This is a genomic window from Pseudomonas sp. Pseusp49 (assembly GCF_059491875.1).
In genome coordinates this window covers 6,344,737-6,365,131 of record NZ_CP168514.1, presented here as the reverse complement: position 1 = coordinate 6,365,131, position 20,395 = coordinate 6,344,737, and the positions used below count along the sequence as shown (strand labels likewise).

The 20,395-nt window shown below is 60.8% G+C and carries 17 protein-coding genes, 1 pseudogene and 1 riboswitch; of the genes and pseudogenes, 8 read left to right on the top strand and 10 right to left on the bottom strand.

The window, feature by feature from the left end; translation table 11 throughout:
* Nucleotides 1-35: 35 nt before the first annotated feature.
* Both ACEN83_RS28440 and ACEN83_RS28435 read right to left on the bottom strand, forming a co-directional pair.
* On the bottom strand, nucleotides 36-755 hold the full coding sequence (locus ACEN83_RS28440; RefSeq protein ID WP_495578971.1) for a 16S rRNA (uracil(1498)-N(3))-methyltransferase: 720 nt from the start codon (nucleotides 753-755) through the stop codon (nucleotides 36-38).
* 205 nt (nucleotides 756-960) lie between these two features.
* The gene (locus tag ACEN83_RS28435) at nucleotides 961-2,367 is read right to left on the bottom strand and encodes an adenosylmethionine--8-amino-7-oxononanoate transaminase (protein WP_495578970.1); all 1,407 of its coding nucleotides are present in this window, start codon (nucleotides 2,365-2,367) and stop codon (nucleotides 961-963) included.
* A gap of 223 nt (nucleotides 2,368-2,590) precedes the next feature.
* Here ACEN83_RS28435 and ACEN83_RS28430 point away from each other — a divergent pair, with 223 nt between their 5' ends.
* The 3 genes from ACEN83_RS28430 to ACEN83_RS28420 all read left to right on the top strand — a co-directional run bounded on the left by ACEN83_RS28430 (nucleotide 2,591) and on the right by ACEN83_RS28420 (nucleotide 5,798).
* On the top strand, nucleotides 2,591-4,357 hold the full coding sequence (locus ACEN83_RS28430; RefSeq protein ID WP_495578969.1) for a flavin monoamine oxidase family protein: 1,767 nt from the start codon (nucleotides 2,591-2,593) through the stop codon (nucleotides 4,355-4,357).
* A 263-nt stretch (nucleotides 4,358-4,620) separates the two neighbouring features.
* Nucleotides 4,621-5,172 carry a cytochrome b gene (locus tag ACEN83_RS28425; protein WP_116579608.1) on the top strand — a complete coding sequence of 184 codons (552 nt, stop codon included), beginning with the start codon at nucleotides 4,621-4,623 and terminating at the stop codon, nucleotides 5,170-5,172.
* A gap of 32 nt (nucleotides 5,173-5,204) precedes the next feature.
* Entirely contained in the window at nucleotides 5,205-5,798 is a 594-nt protein-coding gene (locus tag ACEN83_RS28420; RefSeq protein ID WP_116579607.1) for a YceI family protein, read from the top strand.
* 224 nt (nucleotides 5,799-6,022) lie between these two features.
* Here ACEN83_RS28420 and rhlE2 read toward each other — a convergent pair whose 3' ends face one another.
* The 4 genes from rhlE2 to ahcY all read right to left on the bottom strand — a co-directional run bounded on the left by rhlE2 (nucleotide 6,023) and on the right by ahcY (nucleotide 11,486).
* Entirely contained in the window at nucleotides 6,023-7,885 is a 1,863-nt protein-coding gene (gene rhlE2, locus ACEN83_RS28415; protein ID WP_007975446.1) for an RNA helicase RhlE2, read from the bottom strand.
* Between the two features lie 222 nt (nucleotides 7,886-8,107).
* Nucleotides 8,108-8,923, bottom strand: a complete 816-nt coding sequence (locus ACEN83_RS28410; RefSeq protein ID WP_495578968.1) for a substrate-binding periplasmic protein — start codon at nucleotides 8,921-8,923, stop codon at nucleotides 8,108-8,110.
* Between the two features lie 166 nt (nucleotides 8,924-9,089).
* Complete coding sequence (metF, locus tag ACEN83_RS28405) at nucleotides 9,090-9,935, bottom strand: methylenetetrahydrofolate reductase [NAD(P)H] (RefSeq protein ID WP_007975449.1); 846 nt, start codon at nucleotides 9,933-9,935, stop codon at nucleotides 9,090-9,092.
* A 141-nt stretch (nucleotides 9,936-10,076) separates the two neighbouring features.
* Nucleotides 10,077-11,486 carry an adenosylhomocysteinase gene (gene ahcY / locus ACEN83_RS28400; protein ID WP_218473323.1) on the bottom strand — a complete coding sequence of 470 codons (1,410 nt, stop codon included), beginning with the start codon at nucleotides 11,484-11,486 and terminating at the stop codon, nucleotides 10,077-10,079.
* Between the two features lie 23 nt (nucleotides 11,487-11,509).
* A riboswitch (S-adenosyl-L-homocysteine riboswitch) is annotated at nucleotides 11,510-11,609 on the bottom strand.
* 188 nt (nucleotides 11,610-11,797) lie between these two features.
* Here ahcY and ACEN83_RS28395 point away from each other — a divergent pair.
* The gene (locus ACEN83_RS28395) at nucleotides 11,798-12,202 is read left to right on the top strand and encodes an acyl-CoA thioesterase (protein WP_495578967.1); all 405 of its coding nucleotides are present in this window, start codon (nucleotides 11,798-11,800) and stop codon (nucleotides 12,200-12,202) included.
* A 147-nt stretch (nucleotides 12,203-12,349) separates the two neighbouring features.
* Complete coding sequence (locus ACEN83_RS28390; protein WP_495578966.1) at nucleotides 12,350-13,246, top strand: formate/nitrite transporter family protein; 897 nt, start codon at nucleotides 12,350-12,352, stop codon at nucleotides 13,244-13,246.
* 3 nt (nucleotides 13,247-13,249) lie between these two features.
* Here the strand turns inward: ACEN83_RS28390 and ACEN83_RS28385 are convergent, their stop codons facing one another.
* Nucleotides 13,250-14,419 (bottom strand): MFS transporter, encoded by a 1,170-nt coding sequence (locus ACEN83_RS28385; protein WP_116579603.1) that lies wholly within the window; start codon nucleotides 14,417-14,419, stop codon nucleotides 13,250-13,252.
* A 298-nt stretch (nucleotides 14,420-14,717) separates the two neighbouring features.
* Here ACEN83_RS28385 and ACEN83_RS28380 point away from each other — a divergent pair, with 298 nt between their 5' ends.
* A complete protein-coding gene (locus ACEN83_RS28380) occupies nucleotides 14,718-15,551 on the top strand; it encodes an EamA family transporter (protein WP_495578965.1) in 834 nt (277 codons plus the stop codon).
* 49 nt (nucleotides 15,552-15,600) lie between these two features.
* Nucleotides 15,601-15,984, top strand: coding sequence for an MAPEG family protein (locus ACEN83_RS28375; RefSeq protein ID WP_007975455.1), 384 nt, complete (start codon nucleotides 15,601-15,603; stop codon nucleotides 15,982-15,984).
* Nucleotides 15,985-16,126: 142 nt separating this feature from the next.
* Here the strand turns inward: ACEN83_RS28375 and mltA are convergent, their stop codons facing one another.
* On the bottom strand, nucleotides 16,127-17,311 hold the full coding sequence (mltA, locus tag ACEN83_RS28370) for a murein transglycosylase A (RefSeq protein WP_495578964.1): 1,185 nt from the start codon (nucleotides 17,309-17,311) through the stop codon (nucleotides 16,127-16,129).
* A gap of 128 nt (nucleotides 17,312-17,439) precedes the next feature.
* Between mltA and ACEN83_RS28365 the strand changes: the two genes are divergently transcribed.
* A complete protein-coding gene (locus ACEN83_RS28365; RefSeq protein WP_116579600.1) occupies nucleotides 17,440-17,889 on the top strand; it encodes a c-type cytochrome in 450 nt (149 codons plus the stop codon).
* 159 nt (nucleotides 17,890-18,048) lie between these two features.
* On the opposite strand, the gene ACEN83_RS28360 is transcribed toward ACEN83_RS28365, so the two are convergent.
* Both ACEN83_RS28360 and ligB read right to left on the bottom strand, forming a co-directional pair.
* Nucleotides 18,049-18,444, bottom strand: coding sequence for a DUF1090 domain-containing protein (locus ACEN83_RS28360; protein WP_104450103.1), 396 nt, complete (start codon nucleotides 18,442-18,444; stop codon nucleotides 18,049-18,051).
* 96 nt (nucleotides 18,445-18,540) lie between these two features.
* A pseudogene (gene ligB, locus ACEN83_RS28355) lies at nucleotides 18,541-20,221 on the bottom strand (NAD-dependent DNA ligase LigB).
* Between the last annotated feature and the right edge of the window lie 174 nt (nucleotides 20,222-20,395).

Sequence of the window (20,395 nt, the reverse complement as noted above, 5' to 3'; positions counted from 1 at the left end):
ACATCCTGTAGGAGCTGCCGCAGGCTGCGATCTTTTCAGAAGTCCCCCCAAAGTTGCTGGGCCACCGCCAACGCCACCACCGGCGCGGTTTCGGTACGCAACACCCGCGGACCCAGCCGTGCTGCATGGAATCCAGTCGACTTGGCCTGATCGACTTCGGCATCGGACAAACCACCCTCCGGACCGATCAGGAATGCCAGACTTGAAGGCTTGGCATGGCTCACCAGCGGCTCGGCCACCGGGTGCAGCACCAGCTTCAACTCGGCTTGCGTCTGCTTCAACCAGTCAGCCAGCAACAGTGGCGGATGAATCAGCGGTACCCGTGAACGGCCGCATTGCTCGCAAGCGCTGATCGCCACCTGACGCCAGTGCAGCAGGCGTTTGTCGGCGCGCTCGTCCTTGAGTCGGACTTCGCAGCGTTCGGTGAAGATCGGGGTAATTTCGCTGACGCCCAGTTCCGTGGCTTTCTGAATTGCCCAGTCCATGCGCTCGCCCCGGGACAGGCCCTGGCCGAGATGGATTTGCAGCGGCGATTCAATCTGCCCGGTGAAGCTTTCATCAATCTGCACCACCACGCGTTTTTTGCCGACTTCGACCAACCTGGCGCGAAACTCCTGGCCCGAGCCGTCGAACAATTGCAACGCATCGCCCTCGGCCATGCGCAGCACGCGGCTGATGTAATGGGCCTGGGCTTCGGGCAACTCGTGCTCGCCGGTGCTCAGGGGGGCGTCGATGAAGAAGCGGGACAGTCTCATGCGGGGTCTCTACTGAATCTAATGTTCGGCATCGTAAGTGTGTCGGAGTAGCTTTTTGTGGCGAGGGGGCTTGCCCCCGTTCGGCTGCGAAGCAGTCGCAAATCCTGCTGATGCGATTTATCTGGGGAAACCAGGTTGCCGAATCTGGGGTCGCTATGCGACCCAACGGGGGCAAGCCCCCTCGCCACAGGGTAATCAGTGACTGTCAGCCCGGATCACGGAACCCCGGATGGAAGTCCTTCGGCACCGCCACGCTGACGCTGTCACGGGTGGCAATGTCGATCCCTTCGCTGGCCACTTCGGCCAGGAAGTCGATCTGCTCCGGGGTGATCACGTACGGCGGCAGGAAATACACCACGCTGCCCAATGGACGCAGTAAAGCACCACGCTCCAGGGCGTGCTGGAACACCTTCAGGCCACGGCGCTCCTGCCACGGGTAAGCCTCTTTGCTGGCCTTGTCCTTGACCATCTCGATGGCCAGTACCATGCCAGTCTGGCGCACTTCGGACACATTCGGGTGATCCACCAGATGCGCCGTCGACGAAGCCATGCGCTGCGCCAGGGCCTTGTTGTTCTCGATGACGTTGTCTTCTTCGAAGATGTCCAGCGTCGCCAGGGCCGCCGCGCACGCCAGCGGGTTGCCGGTGTAGCTGTGGGAGTGCAGGAAGGCGCGCAGGGTCGGGTAGTCGTCGTAGAAGGCGCTGTAGACTTCGTCTGTGGTCATGCACGCCGCCAGTGGCAGATAGCCGCCGGTCAGGGCCTTGGACAGGCACAGGAAGTCCGGGCGGATGCCGGCCTGTTCGCAGGCGAACATCGTCCCGGTGCGGCCGAAACCGACGGCGATTTCGTCGTGGATCAGGTGCACGCCGTAGCGATCGCAGGCTTCGCGCAGCAGCTTGAGGTACACCGGGTGGTACATGCGCATGCCGCCGGCGCCCTGGATCAGCGGCTCGACAATGACTGCAGCCACGCTGTCATGGTTCTCGGCCAGGGTCTGTTCCATCGCGGCGAACATGTTGCGCGAGTGTTCTTCCCAGCTCATGCCCTCGGGACGCTGGTAGCAGTCCGGGCTCGGCACTTTGATGGTGTCCATCAACAGCGCCTTGTAGGTCTCGGTGAACAGCGGCACGTCGCCCACCGACATCGCCGCCATGGTTTCGCCGTGGTAGCTGTTGGTCAGGGTGACGAAGCGCTTCTTGTTCGGCTGACCGCGATTGAGCCAGTAGTGAAAGCTCATTTTCAACGCGACTTCGATGCAGGACGAACCGTTATCGGCGTAGAAGCACCGGGTCAGGCCTTCCGGCGTCATCTTCACCAGTCGTTCGGATAGTTCGATCACCGGTTGATGGCTGAAGCCGGCAAGGATCACATGTTCGAGCTGATCGACCTGGTCCTTGATGCGCTGATTGATCCGCGGGTTGGCGTGCCCGAACACATTGACCCACCAGGAGCTGACCGCATCGAGGTAGCGTTTGCCTTCGAAGTCTTCCAGCCACACGCCTTCCCCGCGTCTGATCGGGATCAGCGGCAGTTGTTCGTGATCTTTCATCTGGGTGCAGGGGTGCCACAACACGGCGAGATCGCGTTGCATCCACTGATTATTCAGGCCCATTTTCACTCTCCTGGAGGCGGTCCGTGACCTGCGCGGACAAACAATCGGGCAAGCCTATGCAATGCGTGCCACGGGGACAACCCATTGTGTCGAAAGAGCTACTTTGTCCTGACCGATAGACGTTGCTGGCAGGTGCCTGATAGCTGACGTATCCTTCGCGCTTCTTGAGCCGTCTGGCTCGCAAAAACTGCTGTTTTCCTCGTGTGATTCCGGAGTTCGCTGAATGTCTGTCGGTTGGCTGCGCGCCTGTGCGCTGGTGATGTTGGGGCTGTTCAGCGTGTCTGCGCTGGCCAAGGATAAAACCGCGATCGTGATCGGCGGCGGCCTGTCGGGCCTGACTGCCGCGTACGAGCTGCAGAGCAAGGGCTGGCAGGTCACGCTGCTGGAAGCCAGGTCGAGCCTGGGCGGCCGTTCCGGCATGGCCACCAGCGAGTGGATCGGCAACGACAAGACCCAGCCGGTGCTGAACAAGTACGTATCGAACTTCAAGCTGAGCACCACGCCGGCCCCTGAATTCGTGCGGACCCCAGGCTACCTGATCGATGGCGAGTATTTCTCTGCCGCCGATCTGGCGACCAAACAACCGGCCACCGCCGAGGCGCTCAAGCGCTTCGACAAGACCGTGGATGATCTGGCGCGCTCGATCGACGACCCGCTGAACCCGGCCGCCAACAACACGCTGCACGCGCTGGATCAGATCAACGTGTCCAGCTGGCTCGACAAGCAGAACCTGCCGGCCACCGCCCGCCAGTTGATCAACCAGCAGATCCGTACCCGCTACGACGAACCTTCGCGCTTGTCGCTGCTGTACTTCGCGCAGCAGAGCCGCGTCTACCGTGGTGTCTCCGATCGTGACCTGCGCGCTTCGCGCCTGGTCGGTGGCAGCCCGGTGCTGGCCCAGGCCCTGGTCAAGCAGCTGAAAACCATCAAGACCAATTCCCCGGTCTCGGCGATCATTCAGGACAAGGACGGCGTGACCGTCAAGGTCGACAACGTCGGCTACCAGGCTGACTACGTGGTGTTGGCCGTGCCATTGCGCGCCCTGAACAAGATCCAGATGACTCCGGCGCTGGACGCCCAGCACCTGGCAGCGATCAAGGGCACCAACTACGGCTGGCGCGACCAGATCATGCTGAAGTTCAAGACGCCGGTGTGGGAAAGCAAGGCGCGCATGTCCGGCGAGATCTACAGCAACACCGGCCTGGGCATGTTGTGGATCGAGCCTGCCCTGAAGGGCGGCGCCAACGTGGTGATCAACCTGTCCGGCGACAATGCGCGGGTGATGCAGGCGTTCGGCGACAAGCAGATGGTCGATCAGGTGTTGATCCGCCTGCACGCGTTCTATCCACAGGCTCGCGGCTCGTTCACCGGTTATGAAATCCGTCGCTACAGCACCGACCCGTCGACTGGCGGTGCCTACCTGGCCTTCGGTCCGGGCCAGATCAGCAAGTTCTGGCGCCTGTGGGAACGCCCGATTCAGCGCGTAACCTTCGCTGGCGAACACACCGATACCCTGTATCCGGGCACCCTGGAAGGCGCGCTGCGCACCGGTCAACGTGCGGCCAGCCAGGTTGAAGACCTGGCGGCGGGCAAGTCGTTCGAACCGGCGAAAGTGGTTCCGGCCGCCGCTGCGGCGGGCGCTGGTGCGGTGGCGGCGAAGAAGGGCAACTTCTTCAGCAACCTGTTCGGCGGCTCGGATGACGAGAAGAAGCCGGAACCGGTCAAGGCACCTGAGCCTGTTGCACCGCCAGCACCTGCTCCGGCGCCAGCACCGGCCGCCGCGCCAGCACCGGTGGAAGCACCGAAGCCTGCGGCACCGGTAAAAGCCGAGCCAGCCAAGAAGGCTCCGGCCAAAACACCAGCCAAGCCGGCCGCCAAGACCGAAGCGAAAAAAGCCCCGGTCAAGGCACCCGTCAAGAAAGCCGAGCCGGCCAAGAAGCCAGCGGCCAAACCGGCTGCGACGCCGGCAACGGATGCCAAGGCGCAGTAACGTTCAGGCGTAAAAAAGCGCGGCTCAAGGGCCGCGCTTTTTTTTTGCCTGGAAAAAGCCGGGACCAGAATCGAATAAATCTTTTGATACAGGTGTTAGCTGGTTTGTATTCACTTTTTCTCACAATTTCGACTTTAATCTTTCCTTAACTCGCAGGCTTCAGACTGTTGATCGTATTTTTCGATATTTCAAAGCAAATTTTTCCGCTTTAATTCGATAGATAACTCGATACTCTTGGGCCAGCACTTACAGGGATCCAGGCAATGCAGCTACGAAACTCTTCCTCCCGCTACGGCTGGGTCAGCATCTTCATGCACTGGGGCGTGGCGCTGGCCGTGTTCGGTTTGTTCGCCCTTGGCCTGTGGATGGTTGGGCTTGGCTATTACGACCCATGGCGCAAGGCAGGGCCGGATCTGCACAAGAGCATTGGATTGATCCTGCTGGGCGTCATGGTGCTGCGGGTGTTGTGGCGATTCGTCAGCCCGCCACCACCGACCTTGAGCAGCTACAGCCGCATGACGCGTCTGGGCGCGAAATTCGGCCATGGCTTTCTGTATCTCTGCCTGTTCGCTGTGATGATTGCCGGTTACCTGATTTCCACCGCAGAAGGTGTCGGGATTCCGGTGTTTGACTGGTTTGAAGTGCCTGCCCTGATCTCCGGACTGCCGGACCAGGCAGATAACGCCGGTGCCATTCACCTCTACCTGGCGTGGGTGCTGGTAATTTTTTCCGGCCTCCATGCGTTGGCAGCATTGAAGCATCACTTTATCGATCGTGATGTGACCCTCAAGCGCATGCTGGGTCGCAAAGCCTGAAGTTCAACCTCGACTCCCAAGGAAAACAAAGCATGTTGAAAAAGACTCTCGCCGCTCTGGCAATCGGTTCCGCGCTGCTGTCCGCCAACGTGATGGCGGCTGACTACACCGTCGACAAGCAAGGCCAGCACGCCTTCGTCGACTTCAAGATCAGCCACCTGGGCTACAGCTACATCACCGGTACCTTCAAGGACATCGATGGCACGTTCAGCTTCGACGCTGCCAAGCCTGAAGACAGCAAGATCGAGTTCAACGTGAACACCGCCAGCGTTTTCACCAACAACGCCGAGCGTGACAAGCACATCTCCAGCAAAGACTTCCTGAAGGTGGCTGATTTCCCCAAGGCTACTTTCAAGTCCACCAGCGTTAAGTCCACTGGCAAAAACGCCGCCGGCAAAGATACTGCCGACGTGACCGGCGACCTGACCATTGCTGGCGTAACCAAGCCAGTCGTGGTCAAGGCGACTTTCCTGGGCGAAGGCAAGGATCCATGGGGCGGCTACCGTGCTGGCTTCGAGGGCACTACCAGCATCAAGCGTTCCGATTTCGGCAAGATGATGGACCTGGGTCCACAGTCCGACGCCGTGGATCTGTACGTTACGTTTGAAGGTGTCAAAGCGAAGTAAATTTTCGCCCCTGACAAAAAAACGCCCGCTGCTCCCCTGAGCGCGGGCGTTTTTTATTGCCGTACACAATCCCTGTAGGAGCTGCCGCAGGCTGCGATCTTTTGATCCTGTTTATTTAAAAGCAAAATCAAAAGATCGCAGCCTGCGGCAGCTCCTACACAAAGCAGGTCAAAAAAAATGCCCCGGACCTTTCGGCGCGGGGCATTTTTTATTGCGGCGATAACTCAGCGATTGCGGGTCAGCAGCGCTGGTTTCTCACCACGAGGACGGCTTGGCAGTTGATCCAGCTGCTCAGGTGTCGGGAAGCGGTCGGCTTTCGATTCCTTGTGCATGATCTTCGGTGCCGGGCCACGCGGGTTCTGCACAGCCGGTTCCGAACGAGGCTGGTCGTCACGGGCCGGGCGGCGATTGCGTGAGTCTTCGCGGCGGGCCTGGCCATCGCGTGGTGCGCCACTGCGAGGACCGTTACGCTTGGCCGGCGGGGTGCCGGTGCTGGCGCCATCGCTGTTGCGCGGACCGTTCTGGCGACCTTGTGGCTTGCCGGAACGTGGAGTGCCTGCGGCGGTGCCCTGTGCCGGAGCACCCGGACGGCGACCACGGCCTTGCGCGGGTTTCTGCTGCGGCACGTAGTCGACGCGGTTACCGAAGTTATCGATATCGTCGTCCAGGAACTCGTCCGGGGCACGGTCAGCGGCGGCACGAGGAGGCTGCGACGGACGCTGTTCGCGAGCCGGAGTGCCTTCACGTGGCTTTTGCTGACGGGCAGGGCGCTCGCCGCGTTCGCCGGCCGGTTTTTCCTTGCCCTTGTCCTTGCCCTTGTCCTTGCGACCACCGCCGCCACCGCTGCCGTTCGGGCCGTCGCCACGCGGGCCACGCGGATTGCGCGGGTTACGCATGTCCGGACGCTCGCGCACTTCAGGCTTTTCCGCCTCGATGGTGCTTGCATCGAAGCCCATCAAGTCGCCGTCGGCGATTTTCTGCTTGGTCATGCGTTCGATGCTTTTCAGCAGTTTTTCTTCGTCCGGGGCGACCAGCGAAATCGCCTCGCCCGAACGACCGGCACGACCGGTGCGGCCGATACGGTGCACGTAGTCTTCATCGACATTCGGCAGTTCGAAGTTGACCACGTGTGGCAACTGGTCGATGTCCAGGCCGCGGGCGGCGATGTCGGTGGCCACCAGGATGCGCACGGTGCCGGCCTTGAAGTCGGCCAGGGCTTTGGTGCGGGCGTTCTGGCTCTTGTTGCCGTGGATCGCGACGGCGCTCAGGCCGTGCTTGTCCAGGTACTCGGCCAGGCGGTTGGCGCCGTGCTTGGTGCGGGTGAACACCAGCACCTGTTCCCAGGCGCCAGCGGTGATCAGGTGCGCCAGCAAGGCACGCTTGTGGCTGGCCGGCAGGCGGAATACGCGCTGTTCGATACGCTCGACCGTGGTGTTCGGCGGCGTGACTTCGATGCGCTCCGGGTTGTGCAGCAGCTTGCCGGCGAGGTCGGTGATGTCCTTGGAGAAGGTCGCCGAGAACAGCAGGTTCTGGCGTTTGGCCGGCAGGCGGGCCAGGACCTTTTTCACGTCATGGACAAAGCCCATGTCGAGCATGCGGTCGGCCTCGTCCAGCACGAGGATTTCCACGTGGGACAGATCGACGCTGCCTTGGCCGGCCAGGTCGAGCAGGCGGCCAGGGCAGGCCACCAGCACGTCTACGCCACGGGACATGGCCTGAACCTGCGGGTTCATGCCGACACCACCGAAGATGCAGGCGCTGACGAACTTCAGGTCACGGGCATAGACCTTGAAGCTTTCATGCACTTGCGCGGCGAGTTCGCGAGTCGGGGTCAGGACCAGCACGCGCGGCTGGCGCGGGCCGTGACGCTGGGATTTGTCCGGGTGACCGTTAGGGAACAACCGCTCCAGGATCGGAAGGGCGAAACCGCCGGTTTTACCAGTACCTGTCTGTGCCGCGACCATCAGGTCGCGACCTTGCAACACGGCGGGAATGGCCCGCTGTTGCACCGGAGTAGGCTCGGTATAGCCCGCTGCCTCGATGGCGCGGACTAAAGCCTCGGAGAGACCGAGGGAAGCAAAGGACATGAGTAATCCTGTTTTAGTTAGGGCTTGGCCCAATGGGAGTCTTGCCTGGCGCGAATGGCGTTTAAGAGGACGCAATCCCGTCCGGTCCTGCTGGGTCTCGAAGGCTCGTCTGCAAGCGCTCGCGCGGGCTGAAAGCTGCGCAGTAGCGGGGTTGAGATGCCTTTAACGATTCCGGGCGTCCGGGCGTGAGCCTGGCGGGAAGGCCGGAGTATAACAGAGCAATCACTGCGCGCCGCTTTCCTGCTGCTCAACGGTTTTTTCCGTGGCGGCCGTGGTCTTTTCAGTCTTCATGGTGACGGCCGGTTCCGCGCCATAGCGGGCACTCAGTTCGGCGTAGGCGGGCTCGCGCTTGAAGCGCTTGAGTTCGGCACCGAAACGTTGCACCAGCAGATCCATGCCCGCATTGCGCCGCACCGCGAGAAACTGGCTTTGCTGGCTGATGATCGTCGGGTTTTCGGTGATCTTGTCGCGGATGCCTAGTTCATCGAGCAAATGCTGGCCGACCCGGCGGTCGGTAATCAACAGGTCAATCCGCCCTCGCAGCAGTTTGCCGAAGTTGGCTTCGTGGGTGGGCGCCGGTTCGCGAGTGAACAGCGTGGAGTCGCTGAAGTCCTTGCTGTACAGGTAACCCGGCGAGGTGCCGATGGTCAGGCCGCGCAAGTCATCAAGGGTGCGAAACGGATGGGGCCGGTCATTGGCGTAGAACAACACGAATTGCACTTCAGACAGTGGTTCGCTGGGGTAGAGAAGGGTCGCATCACGCTCGTCGCTGTGAAAGATGTCCAGCGCGCCGTCGGCCTGGCCGGATTCAAGCATCGACAGGCAGCGTTTCCATGGCAGGAACTGCCACTCCACTTCGATGCCCAGGCGCTTGAAGACAATGGCGGTGGTTTCGTAGTCAAGGCCCAGTGATTTGCCGTTGTCATCGTACACATAAGGCGCCCACGGCTCCGTGACAATGCGCAACTTCTCGCCCCGGGCGGCGAAGCTCAGGCAAGTGAAGGCAAGTACGGCGATTAACTGCGTGATCAAAGGCATGGGCTTGAGATTACGACGAGAAACCGGAAAGAGCCAGAAACTCACCGCAGATGCTCTAACTCCGTGGGTTGCCGCACATTAATAGTGCGTTGAAAGCAAAAGATCGCAGCCTGCGGCAGCTCCTACAAGAGCTGCCGCAGGCTGCGATCTTTTGATCCTGCTTTGCTTAACGCGGCAACTTCAGGTTGTTCCACACTGCCAGGCTCGCTTCAGCCTGGTTCAGCGTGTAGAAGTGCAGCCCTGGAGCACCACCTTGCAGTAGTTGTTCGCACATCTCGGTGATGACCTGTTCGCCAAAGCGCTGAATGCTCTGGGTGTCGTCGCCGTAAGCTTCCAGTTGCTTGCGGATCCAGCGCGGGATTTCCGCACCGCAGGCATCGGAGAAGCGCGCCAGCTTGCTGTAGTTGGTGATCGGCATGATGCCCGGCACGATCGGGATGTCCACGCCCAACGCCCGCACACGTTCCACGAAGTAGAAGTAGCAGTCGGCGTTGAAGAAGTACTGGGTGATCGCGCTGTCGGCGCCGGCGTTGGCCTTTCGCACGAAGTTGGCGACATCGTCTTCGAAGTTGCGCGCTTGCGGATGCATTTCCGGGTAGGCGGCAACTTCGATGTGGAAATGGTCGCCGGTTTCTTCACGAATGAATTCAACCAGGTCATTGGCGTGGCGCATTTCGCCACTGGCCATGCCCATTCCCGAAGGCAGGTCACCGCGCAGGGCGACGATGCGCTTGATGCCGGCGGCCTTGTACTGGGCCAGCAGACCGCGCAGGTCGTCTTTGCTGTCGCCCACGCAGGACAGGTGTGGAGCGGCAGGGATTTTGACTTCGCTTTCCAGTTGCAACACGGTGTTCAGCGTGCGATCACGGGTCGAACCGCCGGCGCCATAGGTGCAGGAAAAGAAATCGGGGTTGTAGAGGGCCAGCTGACGAGCAGTGGCGAGCAGCTTTTCATGCCCAGCATCGGTCTTCGTAGGGAAGAACTCGAAGCTGTAGCGACGATCTTGGGACATGGTCATATCCTTGGAAACACGTAAGCCGGACGCAGGCTCTTGTAGGAGCTACCGCAGGCTGCGATCTTTTGATCCTGACAATCAAGGTCAAAAGATCGCAGCCTGCGGCAGCTCCTACAGAGAGCGATCAGTCAGATCCGATCAGTAGCGGTAAGCGTGCGGCTTGAACGGACCTTCGACGGTCACGCCGATGTAGTCGGCCTGGGTCTTGGTCAGTTGAGTCACAACGCCGCCGAAGCCACGGACCATTTCCAGGGCCACTTCTTCGTCGAGTTTCTTCGGCAGTACTTCAACGGTCAGGCGCTCGGCTTTCTGGGCTGGCGACAGGTCGGCGTACTTCTGGCCGAACAGGAAGATCTGCGCCAGAACCTGGTTGGCGAACGAACCGTCCATGATGCGGCTCGGGTGGCCGGTGGCGTTACCCAGGTTAACCAGGCGGCCTTCGGCCAGCAGGATCAGGTAGTCATCGTTCTGCGGGTCGAAATCGCCAGCGCCGGTACGGTGGATCTTGTGAACCTGTGGCTTCACTTCTTCCCATGCCCAGTTCTTGCGCATGAAAGCGGTGTCGATTTCGTTGTCGAAGTGGCCGATGTTGCAGACAACAGCGCGCTTCTTCAGGGCCTTGAGCATGTTCGCATCGCAAACATTGACGTTGCCGGTGGTGGTCACGATCAGGTCGATCTTGCCCAGCAGCGCCTTGTCGATGCTTGCTTCGGTACCGGTGTTGATACCGTCGATGAACGGCGATACCAGTTCGAAACCGTCCATGCAGGCTTGCATGGCGCAGATCGGGTCGACTTCGGAAACCTTGACGATCATGCCTTCCTGACGCAGGGACTGAGCGGAACCCTTGCCCACGTCACCGTAGCCGATCACCAGCGCTTGCTTGCCGGACAGCAGGTGGTCGGTGCCGCGCTTGATGGCATCGTTCAGGCTGTGACGGCAGCCGTACTTGTTGTCGTTCTTGCTCTTGGTCACCGAGTCGTTGACGTTGATGGCCGGGATTTTCAGCTCGCCCTTGGCCAGCATGTCCAGCAGGCGGTGAACGCCGGTGGTGGTCTCTTCGGTCACGCCGTGGACGCGATCCAGAACCTGTGGGTACTTCTTGTGCAGCAGCTCGGTCAGGTCGCCGCCGTCGTCGAGGATCATGTTGGCGTCCCATGGCTGGCCATCCTTGAGGATGGTCTGCTCCAGGCACCACTCGTACTCTTGTTCGGTTTCACCTTTCCAGGCGAAAACCGGGATACCGGCAGCGGCGATGGACGCGGCGGCCTGATCCTGAGTCGAGAAAATGTTGCAGGACGACCAGCGCACTTCGGCACCCAGGGCAACCAGGGTTTCGATCAGCACGGCCGTCTGAATGGTCATGTGGATGCAGCCGAGGATCTTCGCGCCCTTGAGCGGTTGCTCTTCGGAGTACTTGCGGCGCAGACCCATCAGGGCTGGCATTTCGGATTCGGCGATGATGGTTTCGCGACGGCCCCAGGCAGCCAGGGACATGTCGGCGACTTTGTAATCGGTAAAATCTGCAGGCGTGATAACAGCGCTCATGAAGAGCCTCCATTCGTAATGTATGCGAATGGGCGCCGTTGTGCGTTTAGTGTCTGGCTTATGGCCAGGCAACGCCCCATCCGAGCCTGACAGGTCGAACCTGCTGCAGCGCCCCTCGGACAGGTGGCGGGAAAACGGTACCAAGTGATGATGACCGTTTTGAAACGGTGGCGATTATAGCTTTCTTTGAGCGGCAAGTTGCAAGCTGCAAGCGACAAGCGAGAGCAGGACGGTTTTTACTTGCAGCTTGTGGCTTGAGACTTGAAGCTGGGGGCATCCACCACCATCGTTCAAACGCCTCGGAGCCCCCCATGAATTTCCACACCCGCAAATGGGTAAAACCCGAAGACCTCAATCCTAACGGCACGTTGTTCGGTGGCAGCCTGCTGCGCTGGATCGACGAAGAGGCGGCGATCTACGCCATCGTCCAGTTGGGCAACCAGCGTGTGGTGACCAAGTACATTTCCGAAATCAACTTCGTCAGCGCCTCGCGCCAGGGCGACATCATCGAACTGGGCATCACCGCCACCGAGTTCGGCCGTACCTCGATCACCCTGACCTGCGAAGTGCGCAACAAGATCACCCGCAAGAGCATCCTCACGGTCGAGAAAATGGTCTTCGTCAACCTCGGTGAAGACGGCTTGCCGACACCCCACGGCCGGACCGAGATCAAGTACGTCAAAGACCAGTTCCAGGACGATGACGCCGGCTCGTAATGCCAGCCCGTAGGAGCTGCCGCAGGCTGCGATCTTTTGATCCTGATTTTAAAAGATCAAAAGATCGCAGCCTGCGGCAGCTCCTACAGAACGGAATAGAACGCCCGCGTGTCGTAGCTAAATAGCCCGCCACTGGTTGCGCACATCATGAACTCGGCACAAGACGGCAAGACCCCGAACCTTTCGGCGCAAGAAGAGCACGAAGTCGAAAAGAGCCAGCCGCCCCGTGCCGCGGTGTTGCACGAGATCATCCGCACCCAGGGCGATCAGGAACTGGAGCGCAGCATTGCCGCTTTGTGGTGGTCGGCGCTGGCGGCGGGGTTGACCATGGGCCTGTCGCTGATGGGCATGGGTCTGCTCAATTCGCGCCTGCCGGACGGCGAGGGATTCAAGGTGATCGCCAGTTTCGGTTATTGCGCCGGTTTCCTCGCGGTGATCCTCGCTCGTCAGCAACTGTTCACCGAAAACACCCTGACTGCCGTGCTGCCGGTGATGACCAAGCCGACCCTGGCCAACTTCGGCCGTCTGCTGCGGCTGTGGACGGTGGTGCTGATCGGTAACCTCTGCGGCACCTTGCTGGTGGCGTACGTGATGCTGGAGCTGCCGATTTTCGACAGCAAGACCGACGTCGCCTTCCTCGATATCGGCCGCAAGGTCATGGAAAACCACGCCAGTCAGATGTTCGCCAAGGGCATCGTTTCCGGCTGGATGATCGCGACCATGGTCTGGATGATTCCGTCCATGGAGAGCGCGAAGATGTGGATCATCATCCTCATCACCTACCTCATGGCGCTGGGAGACTTCACCCACATCGTCGTCGGCTCGCTGGAGGTTTCGTATCTGGTGTTTGCCGGCGAGTTGCCGTGGAGGGACTTCTGGCTGGTGTTCGCCGGGCCGACGCTGGCGGGGAACATCATTGGTGGCAGCTTTATTTTCGCGCTGATCAGTCATGCTCAGATCCGCAGCGAAAGCGGACCACCGAAAGCGTCTGCGGATCAGAGCGAAGCTGCTGATCCGCAGACGATCAAAAAACCATCAAGGTGATGCTCAGCCCACTACATTCAGCGCAGCCGCACCGCGACGCTGGCGATAGATGAAGAACAGCGCGGTCAGCACGGTCAAGCCGCTGACCAGTGCGCCGGTCCACGGCAAGTCCGCCAGATTCGCGCCGCTGGCCACTACCAGGCCGCCAATCCATGCGCCAGCGGCGTTGCCGAGGTTGAAGGCACTCTGGTTCAACGTTGAACCGAGGTTCGGTGCTTCATGGGCCTGATCGATGATCAGCAGTTGCAGGATTGGGCATAGCGCGAAGGCGAACGTCCCCCACAGCACCAGTGTGATTGCCGCCGGGATCACCGATTGGCTGGTTTGTGTGAATGCCGCCAGTACCACCAGCACCGCCAATGCCATGCCCACCAGCGATGGCAGCAAGCGGCTGTCCGCCAGGCGACCGCCGAGCATGCTGCCGGCGGTCAGGCCAACGCCGAACAACAGCAGCATGATGGTGACGCCGTGGGGGCTGACGCCAGTGATGTCCTGCAGGATCGGCGCGATGTAAGTGAACACACTGAACAGGCTGGTCGAGGCCAGCACGCTCATGCCCAGGGCCAGCAGCACATTGGCCTTGCCCAGCACCTTGAACTCGCTGGCCAGGTTGGCTTTATCCATCGCGATGTTTTTCGGCAGCCAGACCCATTGCGCAATCGCGGCCAGCACGCCGATCACCGACACCGCCCAGAACGTCGAGCGCCAACCCGCGTATTGCCCGAGCGCGGTACCCAATGGCACGCCGAGCACGTTGGCCAGGGTCAGGCCGGTGAACATCATGGCAATCGCCTGGGCCCGTTTGTTGGGGGCAACCAGCCCTGCAGCCACCACCGAACCGATGCCGAAAAAGGCGCCGTGGCAGAGTGCCGTGATCACCCGCGCGGCCATCAGCGTGGCGTAGTTCGGTGCCAGCGCGCAGAGCATGTTGCCGAGGATGAACATCAGCGTCATGCCTAGCAGGGTGGCTTTGCGTGGCATGTTGGCGGTGCCGACGGCGAGGATCGGCGCGCCGAACACCACGCCCAGGGCGTAACCGGTGATCAGCAATCCGGCATCGGGAATGCTGACGCCGAGATCGCGGGCGACGTCGGGCAACAGGCCCATGATCACGAATTCGGTGGTGCCGATGCCGAAGGCGGCAACAGCGAGGGCAAGCAAAGCGAGTGGCATGCGCAAGGTCTCTGTCGGTAGTCTTGACGCTGTGATCAGGCATACGCAGGCCGACGACCGTTCTCGACGAGAGCGGGCGGGGCAGGATTTTTATTGGAATTGGTCTGTGCGCAACTGAGTGCGGCGTGGTCGTTTGCAGTATAAACAGCTGCTGACATATGGCGAATCAATTCTCTACCCGGCTTCCTGTAGGAGCTGCCGCAGGCTGCGATCTTTTGATGTTTTTTTTCAGGATCAAAAGATCGCAGCCTGCGGCAGCTCCTACAGGGACTTGGCGAAAACAAAAAAGGAGTGGGCCGTGCTTGCGACGGCGTTGGTGTTGGTGGCGGCGCTGTTGCACGCGGCGTGGAATACCCTGATCAAATTCAGTGCGGAGCGGCTGCTGGTGGTGGCCTGCATGGACAGCGTGGCGCTGCTCTTTGTCGCGCTGATGGTGCCGTTCCTGAACATGCCGCCGCTGGAGATCTGGCCGTGGATCCTGGCCTCGGCGGCGTTCGAACTGCTCTACCGCTACTTACTGATCCAGGCCTATCGGGTCGGCGACCTCGGGCTGGTTTATCCGCTGATGCGCGGTCTGTCACCGTTGGTGGTGCTGGCGCTGACGCTGATCTTTGCCGGGGAGGTGCTGACCCATCAGCAGATTTTCGGAATCCTGCTGATCCCGTTCGGCATGCTGTGCCTGCTCTGGCAGGGTGGCGGCGGTGCGCGTTTGCCGTGGTCGATGCTGCCGGTGGTGGCATTGATCGGCCTGTGCATCGGTTGTTACACCTACATCGACGGTCAGGCCTTGCGGCGCTGGTCCCATCCTCTGGATTACCTCGTCTGGGTCACCTTGCTCAGTGCCTGGCCGTTTCCATTGTTGGCATTGGTAAGCAAGCGCCCCGCGTTCATGCTGTTCTGGCGCGAGCAATGGCGCCTGGGTCTGGCGGTCGGGTTTTGCGTGTTGTTCAGCTACGCTCTGGTGCTGTGGGCGATGCAATTGGGTTCGATTGCAGAAGCGGCAGCGTTGCGCGAGATCAGCGTCATTCTGGTGGTGCTGTTTGGCATGCGTTACCTCAAAGAACCTTTTGGCGGGCCACGTCTCTTAGCTTGTGGGCTGGTGCTGATCGGCATACTGGTGATGAAGTTTTGATCGCCATTGATGGATTCGATTTTCTACAACATGAAGAAGGGACTGCGTAATGACGGTTGCTCTGTGGTGCATTTTGATAGCGATTTTCCTGCCGTATCTATGCACGGGTGTCGCAAAGATCAGTGGCGGGTTCCGACTGAAAGACAATCATGATCCACGAGGGTTTCTCGATTCCCTGGAGGGTTTGGGCAAGCGGGCAAATGCGGCGCAGCTGAACAGTTTTGAAGTGACGCCGGCGTTTGCAGCCGCGGTGATCGTGGCGCACCTGGCGGGCAACGCCGAATTGGTCACCATCAATGTGTTGTCGGTGTTGTTCATCACCAGCCGTCTGCTTTTCATCATTTTCTATCTGGCGGACCTGGCGGCGCTGCGGTCGTTGATGTGGTTCGTGGGGATGGCGTTGATCGTGAGTTTCTTTGTGGTGTCCGTCTGAGTCTCAGGCGCTAATAAAGGCCTCTTCGCGAGCAAGCCCGCTCCCACATTTGATCCTCAGTGGACACAGATTCTGTGTTCGACAGTGATCCGGTGTGGGAGCGGGCTTGCTCGCGAAAGCTATCTGTCAGGCGATGCGAGACTCAAGGATTGGTTTTAACCGCATCCGCCACCTGCGGCACTTGCGGCAACGCCGCACCTTTGGGCCAGAGCATCCAGATCTGCCCCTGCTGTTTCATGTCCCCGGCCAGTTGCCCGGCAGCATCGCCGGTGCCCCAGAACAGATCCGCCCGGACTTCGCCGGCAATTGCACCACCGGTGTCTTGAGCTGCCACAGGTCGAACCAGCGCGGTGCCGTCCGGTCTGGTGGTGGACAGCCACAGCAGGCTGCCCAGCGGAATCACTTTGCGATCAACGGCTGCGCTGTAACCGGCGGTCAAGGGTACGTTCAACGAGCCGCGCGGACCTTCGTTGCTGTCCGGATTACGGGTGAAGAACACATAGCTGGGGTTGCTGCCGAGCAGTTCGGGAATCCGCGACGGATTGGCCTTGGCCCAGGTGCTGATGGCGCCCATGGTCACGTCTTCTTTTTTCAGCTCGCCCTGTTCCACCAGCCAGCGGCCGATCGGTCGATAGGGATGGCCGTTCTGGTCGGCATAGGCGATGCGCAACTGGCGGCCATTGTCGAGCTGGATACGACCCGAACCCTGGATTTGCAGGAACTGCAGGTTCATCGGATCGGTCAGCCAGGCCACGACCGGTGCCTTGACCCCTTTGCTCTCGATGGTTGCCGCATCGTCGTACGGCTTGAGCACGCGACCTTCAAGTCGACCGCGCAGGCGTTTGCCCTTGAGTTCCGGGTAAATGCTGTCGAGGGCGACGATGATCATGTCTTCGGGGACGCCATAGACCGGGACATTGGCCACGCCGGTCTGGGTCAGGCTGCCCGGATAGACCGGCTCGTAGTAGCCGGTGATCAAGCCGTTGGGGTTGTCGTTGGCGGCGCGCAGGCCATACACATCGAGGTTCTGCTTGAGAAAGCCGCGAATGTCGCTGGCGGTTTGCGGCACGTTGGCCGCCGCCGCGCAGGTGCCACCCCAGACCGGGTCGGCCTTGAGTCGGGTGCAGGCGCTGCGCCAGGAGCCGAAACCGGCGACCAGATCGGCGTCGGACACCGCCGGCAGCGCTTCCCATGTAGCGCTGGAGTAAGTGGCCAGGGCATGGGTTTTCGGTTGTTGCTTGTCGCCACCGGTGCAGCCTGCGAGCAGGGCCATCATCGGCAGGGTCCAGGCCAGGCTGTGACGCCATGCCTTGAAACGGCTGTTCATGGAGTGATTCCTTTGCCGGTTGCCTGATCGCTCCATGCGCTCAAGCAACCCTTATTGATAATAGGGCTATTGGTCTTTGCCGATGACACGAGGATACTGGCCGCCGTTTCCCGTGACCTGAAGCCACCATGACTCTTAAAAGACTTTCTGTTGTATTGCTGGCCTGCCTGACATTGTCCGCTTGTGGCGGTGTTGACCCCAACTCGCCGCTTGGTCAGCGCAAGGCCATTTTCAAGCAGATGCTCAAGACCGGCGAAGACCTGGGCGGCATGTTGCGCGGGCGTATCCCGTTCGATGGCCCGAAATTCGCCGAGGGCGCGGTGAAGCTCGATGGGTTGTCCCGAGAGCCGTGGCAGCATTTTCCGCAGGTGCGCGAGGAGGATCACACCAGCGCCAAGAGCGATGTCTGGGAGCAGCAGGCACGCTTTCAGGGCATGGCTCGCGATCTTGAATCCGCCACCGGTGAGTTGGTGATCGCCAGCCAGATTCAACCCTACAAGGCCAGCAACCTGGGGCCGGCGGTGCAGAAAGTCGAAGATGCTTGCAGTGCGTGTCATAAGGCGTTTCGGGATCATTGATTGGCGTTGTTCGGTCTGACGCCTTCGCGAGCAAGCCCGCTCCCACATTTGATTTTCAGTGGACACAAAATCTGTGCTCGACGGTGATCCAGTGTGGGAGCGGGCTTGCTCGCGAAGGCTGCTTTAGTCGCACCAAAGATCCATGTTCGCTGCCAGTGCTTACTTATCCAGCTCATCCAAAGCGTCCTGCAATTCCTTGCGGGCGTCGGCGAGTTTGTCTTTGCGCTTGTTGATCTTCTCGGGGTCGCCTTTGCTCATGGCCTTGTCGAGGTCGGCCTGACGCTTGCTGACTTCGTGCCTGGCGTCGAGCACCTTGTTTTCCCGCTCCTTCTTCAGCGAGGCGTCGGTGCAGTTGGCTTCGACTTCGCTCAGGGCTTTTTCCAGGCCGGCCTGCTGGTCGGCGTTGCCGTGGACCTTGGCCAATTCGATCTGGTTGACGATACCTTGCTTCTTGGCGGCGCAACCGGACAGCCCCGGCGCTTCCTCGTCCGCCATCAATGGGGTGGCCAGCATGCTGCACAGGGCCAGGAGGGCGAGCGGTGAAAGAAATTTCATAAAAGCTCCATGTAGGAAGGCCAGCGGGCCGGTGTGGCAATGGCTTGTTGGAGCCCAGCGATCCCCAGGGGTTCCCGGTGGGCACGGGGCTGGCAGCTAAAAGCCGTCAATCCCCGTTTCACGTAACGTTTCACTCAAGGCCAGAACCTGCGGATCGCGGAAAAAAGCGTTCAGTTGCGCCGCGCGTCCCGGCCCGATACCGGCCTCGGCCCGCCATTGTTCGATGTCTCGCTGCGCCAGCGTCTGCCATGAGTTGCCGAGAGGCATCGGACCTGTCGGTGGCAATCCCAGGGCTTTCAGCCAGTGCGCGAACGGGCGTTGCCGGGCCTGGTTGAAGCTGGCTGCAAGGCGAGTCGCGCTGCGCTCGCCGAAACCGTCAATGGTAGCAAGCTCTTGGGCATCAAGGGTCAACCAATCCAGCAGACCGTTCAGGCGACCTGTTGCAAGAAGTTTTTCCCAAGTGCCCGGACCGACATTGGGCAGCGCCAGCCCCTGTTTGCCGCTGAGCCAGGCCAGGCGTGCGAGAAATTGGCCCTCACAACCCGGTGTCGGTTGCCAGCAACTCAATGAATGAAAGTCCGCTGCCTTCGGCACGCTTAATTCGACACGCTCGCTGCTGCGCAACACGACGTCATCGAGCCTGGGAATGGTCAGCCCGGCCAGGCTGATGGCGACCTGATCACCCGGACGTATGTCCATTGCCCGCCAGCGTTGCAGCGAGCTGACGCTGACGCGTTTGATCTGCCGGTCATCGAGCGTCACCGGGGTCAGTTCCAGTACCGGAGTGATTCGCCCGGTCCGGCCGATTTTGAAGTGAACCTGGCGGACTTCGGCCAGTGCCTGGGCGAACGGATATTTCCAGGCGATGGCCCAGTAGGGTGGCCGGGCTTGCCAGCGTTCGGGCGGCCGGGCGCTGGTTCTGGCGCAGGACGATGCCGTCGCTGGCAAAGGGCAGGGAGGCGCGATACCAGTGTTCGCGCCAGCGTTCGGCATCGCTGACGGAGGCGATTGGCTGGCTGTATGCCGTGGTACTGGGGAAGCCCAGCGCCTTCAGTGCTGCGGCCTGGGCGGGTGTGCTTGCCGACCCCTGGGGCCAGTCCCAGACAAACAGGTCAATGCCGGCGGCTTGTTCGGTGCTCAAGACCTTGCGTGCCATCAGGCCCGCCACCGTGGCGCGGGCGTTGAGGCTGCCGGCGCGGGCCTGCACATGATCGGTCAGGCGCCAAAACAGTTCACCTTGCACGAGCAGATCCCGAGGCTGGGATAGCTGCTTCGGGATGGCCGGAATCTGTCGTGCCGGAGTGGTCCAGTCCTGGCCGCTCTCGCCGTCGCCGCGGCTGATGGCCTGGGTCAGCAGACCATTACGGTAAACCAGGGTCACCGCCACCCCGTCGATTTTGGGCTGAGCCCAAACGTCCACCCGGTCACGCAGCCATTTTTCGACGGAAGGCCGATCATGCAGTTTGCCCAGGCCTGTGTGGGCGATGGGGTGGGGCACCGCGCCGCGCGCAGTGCGCAAGGGGTCTGCGGGCGGGTTCAGGTTGAAGCAGTGGCGCCAGTGGGTGAGTCGCGCGCGGGACTGATCGTAGAGTTCATCGGCGACCAGTGAATGTCCCTGACGGTGATAGCTGTCGTCCCATAAGTCGATTTGTTGTTGCAGTGTGCCGACTTCGTTCAGGGCGCGGTCGGGTGGCCAGTCCGGGCACTCGGTGGCGCTGGCATTCAGGCAGGCAAGGGTCAGCAGGGCGGCGAAAAACAGGCGCAGGTCGGGAAGCATCTTGAGCGTCCTTGCTCGGTGAGGTGCGTGAAGGCTAGGTCAGTATCTGTTGGTGCAGCGGTTGGGGTTTTTACCGAGTGTTTCTGGTGACTGGGCGGGCCTCTTCGCGGGCAAGCCCGCTCCCACAGGGATTTGCGTTTGCCCACAGATCTCGGGCACACCAAAGATCAACTG

Coding starts and splice junctions, on each gene's coding strand:
- ACEN83_RS28440 (WP_495578971.1), bottom strand. CDS start 755: ATGAGACTGTCCCGCTTCTTCATCGACGCCCCCCTGAGCACCGGCGAG.
- ACEN83_RS28435 (WP_495578970.1), bottom strand. CDS start 2,367: ATGGGCCTGAATAATCAGTGGATGCAACGCGATCTCGCCGTGTTGTGG.
- ACEN83_RS28430 (WP_495578969.1), top strand. CDS start 2,591: ATGTCTGTCGGTTGGCTGCGCGCCTGTGCGCTGGTGATGTTGGGGCTG.
- ACEN83_RS28425 (WP_116579608.1), top strand. CDS start 4,621: ATGCAGCTACGAAACTCTTCCTCCCGCTACGGCTGGGTCAGCATCTTC.
- ACEN83_RS28420 (WP_116579607.1), top strand. CDS start 5,205: ATGTTGAAAAAGACTCTCGCCGCTCTGGCAATCGGTTCCGCGCTGCTG.
- rhlE2 (WP_007975446.1), bottom strand. CDS start 7,885: ATGTCCTTTGCTTCCCTCGGTCTCTCCGAGGCTTTAGTCCGCGCCATC.
- ACEN83_RS28410 (WP_495578968.1), bottom strand. CDS start 8,923: ATGCCTTTGATCACGCAGTTAATCGCCGTACTTGCCTTCACTTGCCTG.
- metF (WP_007975449.1), bottom strand. CDS start 9,935: ATGTCCCAAGATCGTCGCTACAGCTTCGAGTTCTTCCCTACGAAGACC.
- ahcY (WP_218473323.1), bottom strand. CDS start 11,486: ATGAGCGCTGTTATCACGCCTGCAGATTTTACCGATTACAAAGTCGCC.
- ACEN83_RS28395 (WP_495578967.1), top strand. CDS start 11,798: ATGAATTTCCACACCCGCAAATGGGTAAAACCCGAAGACCTCAATCCT.
- ACEN83_RS28390 (WP_495578966.1), top strand. CDS start 12,350: ATGAACTCGGCACAAGACGGCAAGACCCCGAACCTTTCGGCGCAAGAA.
- ACEN83_RS28385 (WP_116579603.1), bottom strand. CDS start 14,419: ATGCCACTCGCTTTGCTTGCCCTCGCTGTTGCCGCCTTCGGCATCGGC.
- ACEN83_RS28375 (WP_007975455.1), top strand. CDS start 15,601: ATGACGGTTGCTCTGTGGTGCATTTTGATAGCGATTTTCCTGCCGTAT.
- mltA (WP_495578964.1), bottom strand. CDS start 17,311: ATGAACAGCCGTTTCAAGGCATGGCGTCACAGCCTGGCCTGGACCCTG.
- ACEN83_RS28365 (WP_116579600.1), top strand. CDS start 17,440: ATGACTCTTAAAAGACTTTCTGTTGTATTGCTGGCCTGCCTGACATTG.
- ACEN83_RS28360 (WP_104450103.1), bottom strand. CDS start 18,444: ATGAAATTTCTTTCACCGCTCGCCCTCCTGGCCCTGTGCAGCATGCTG.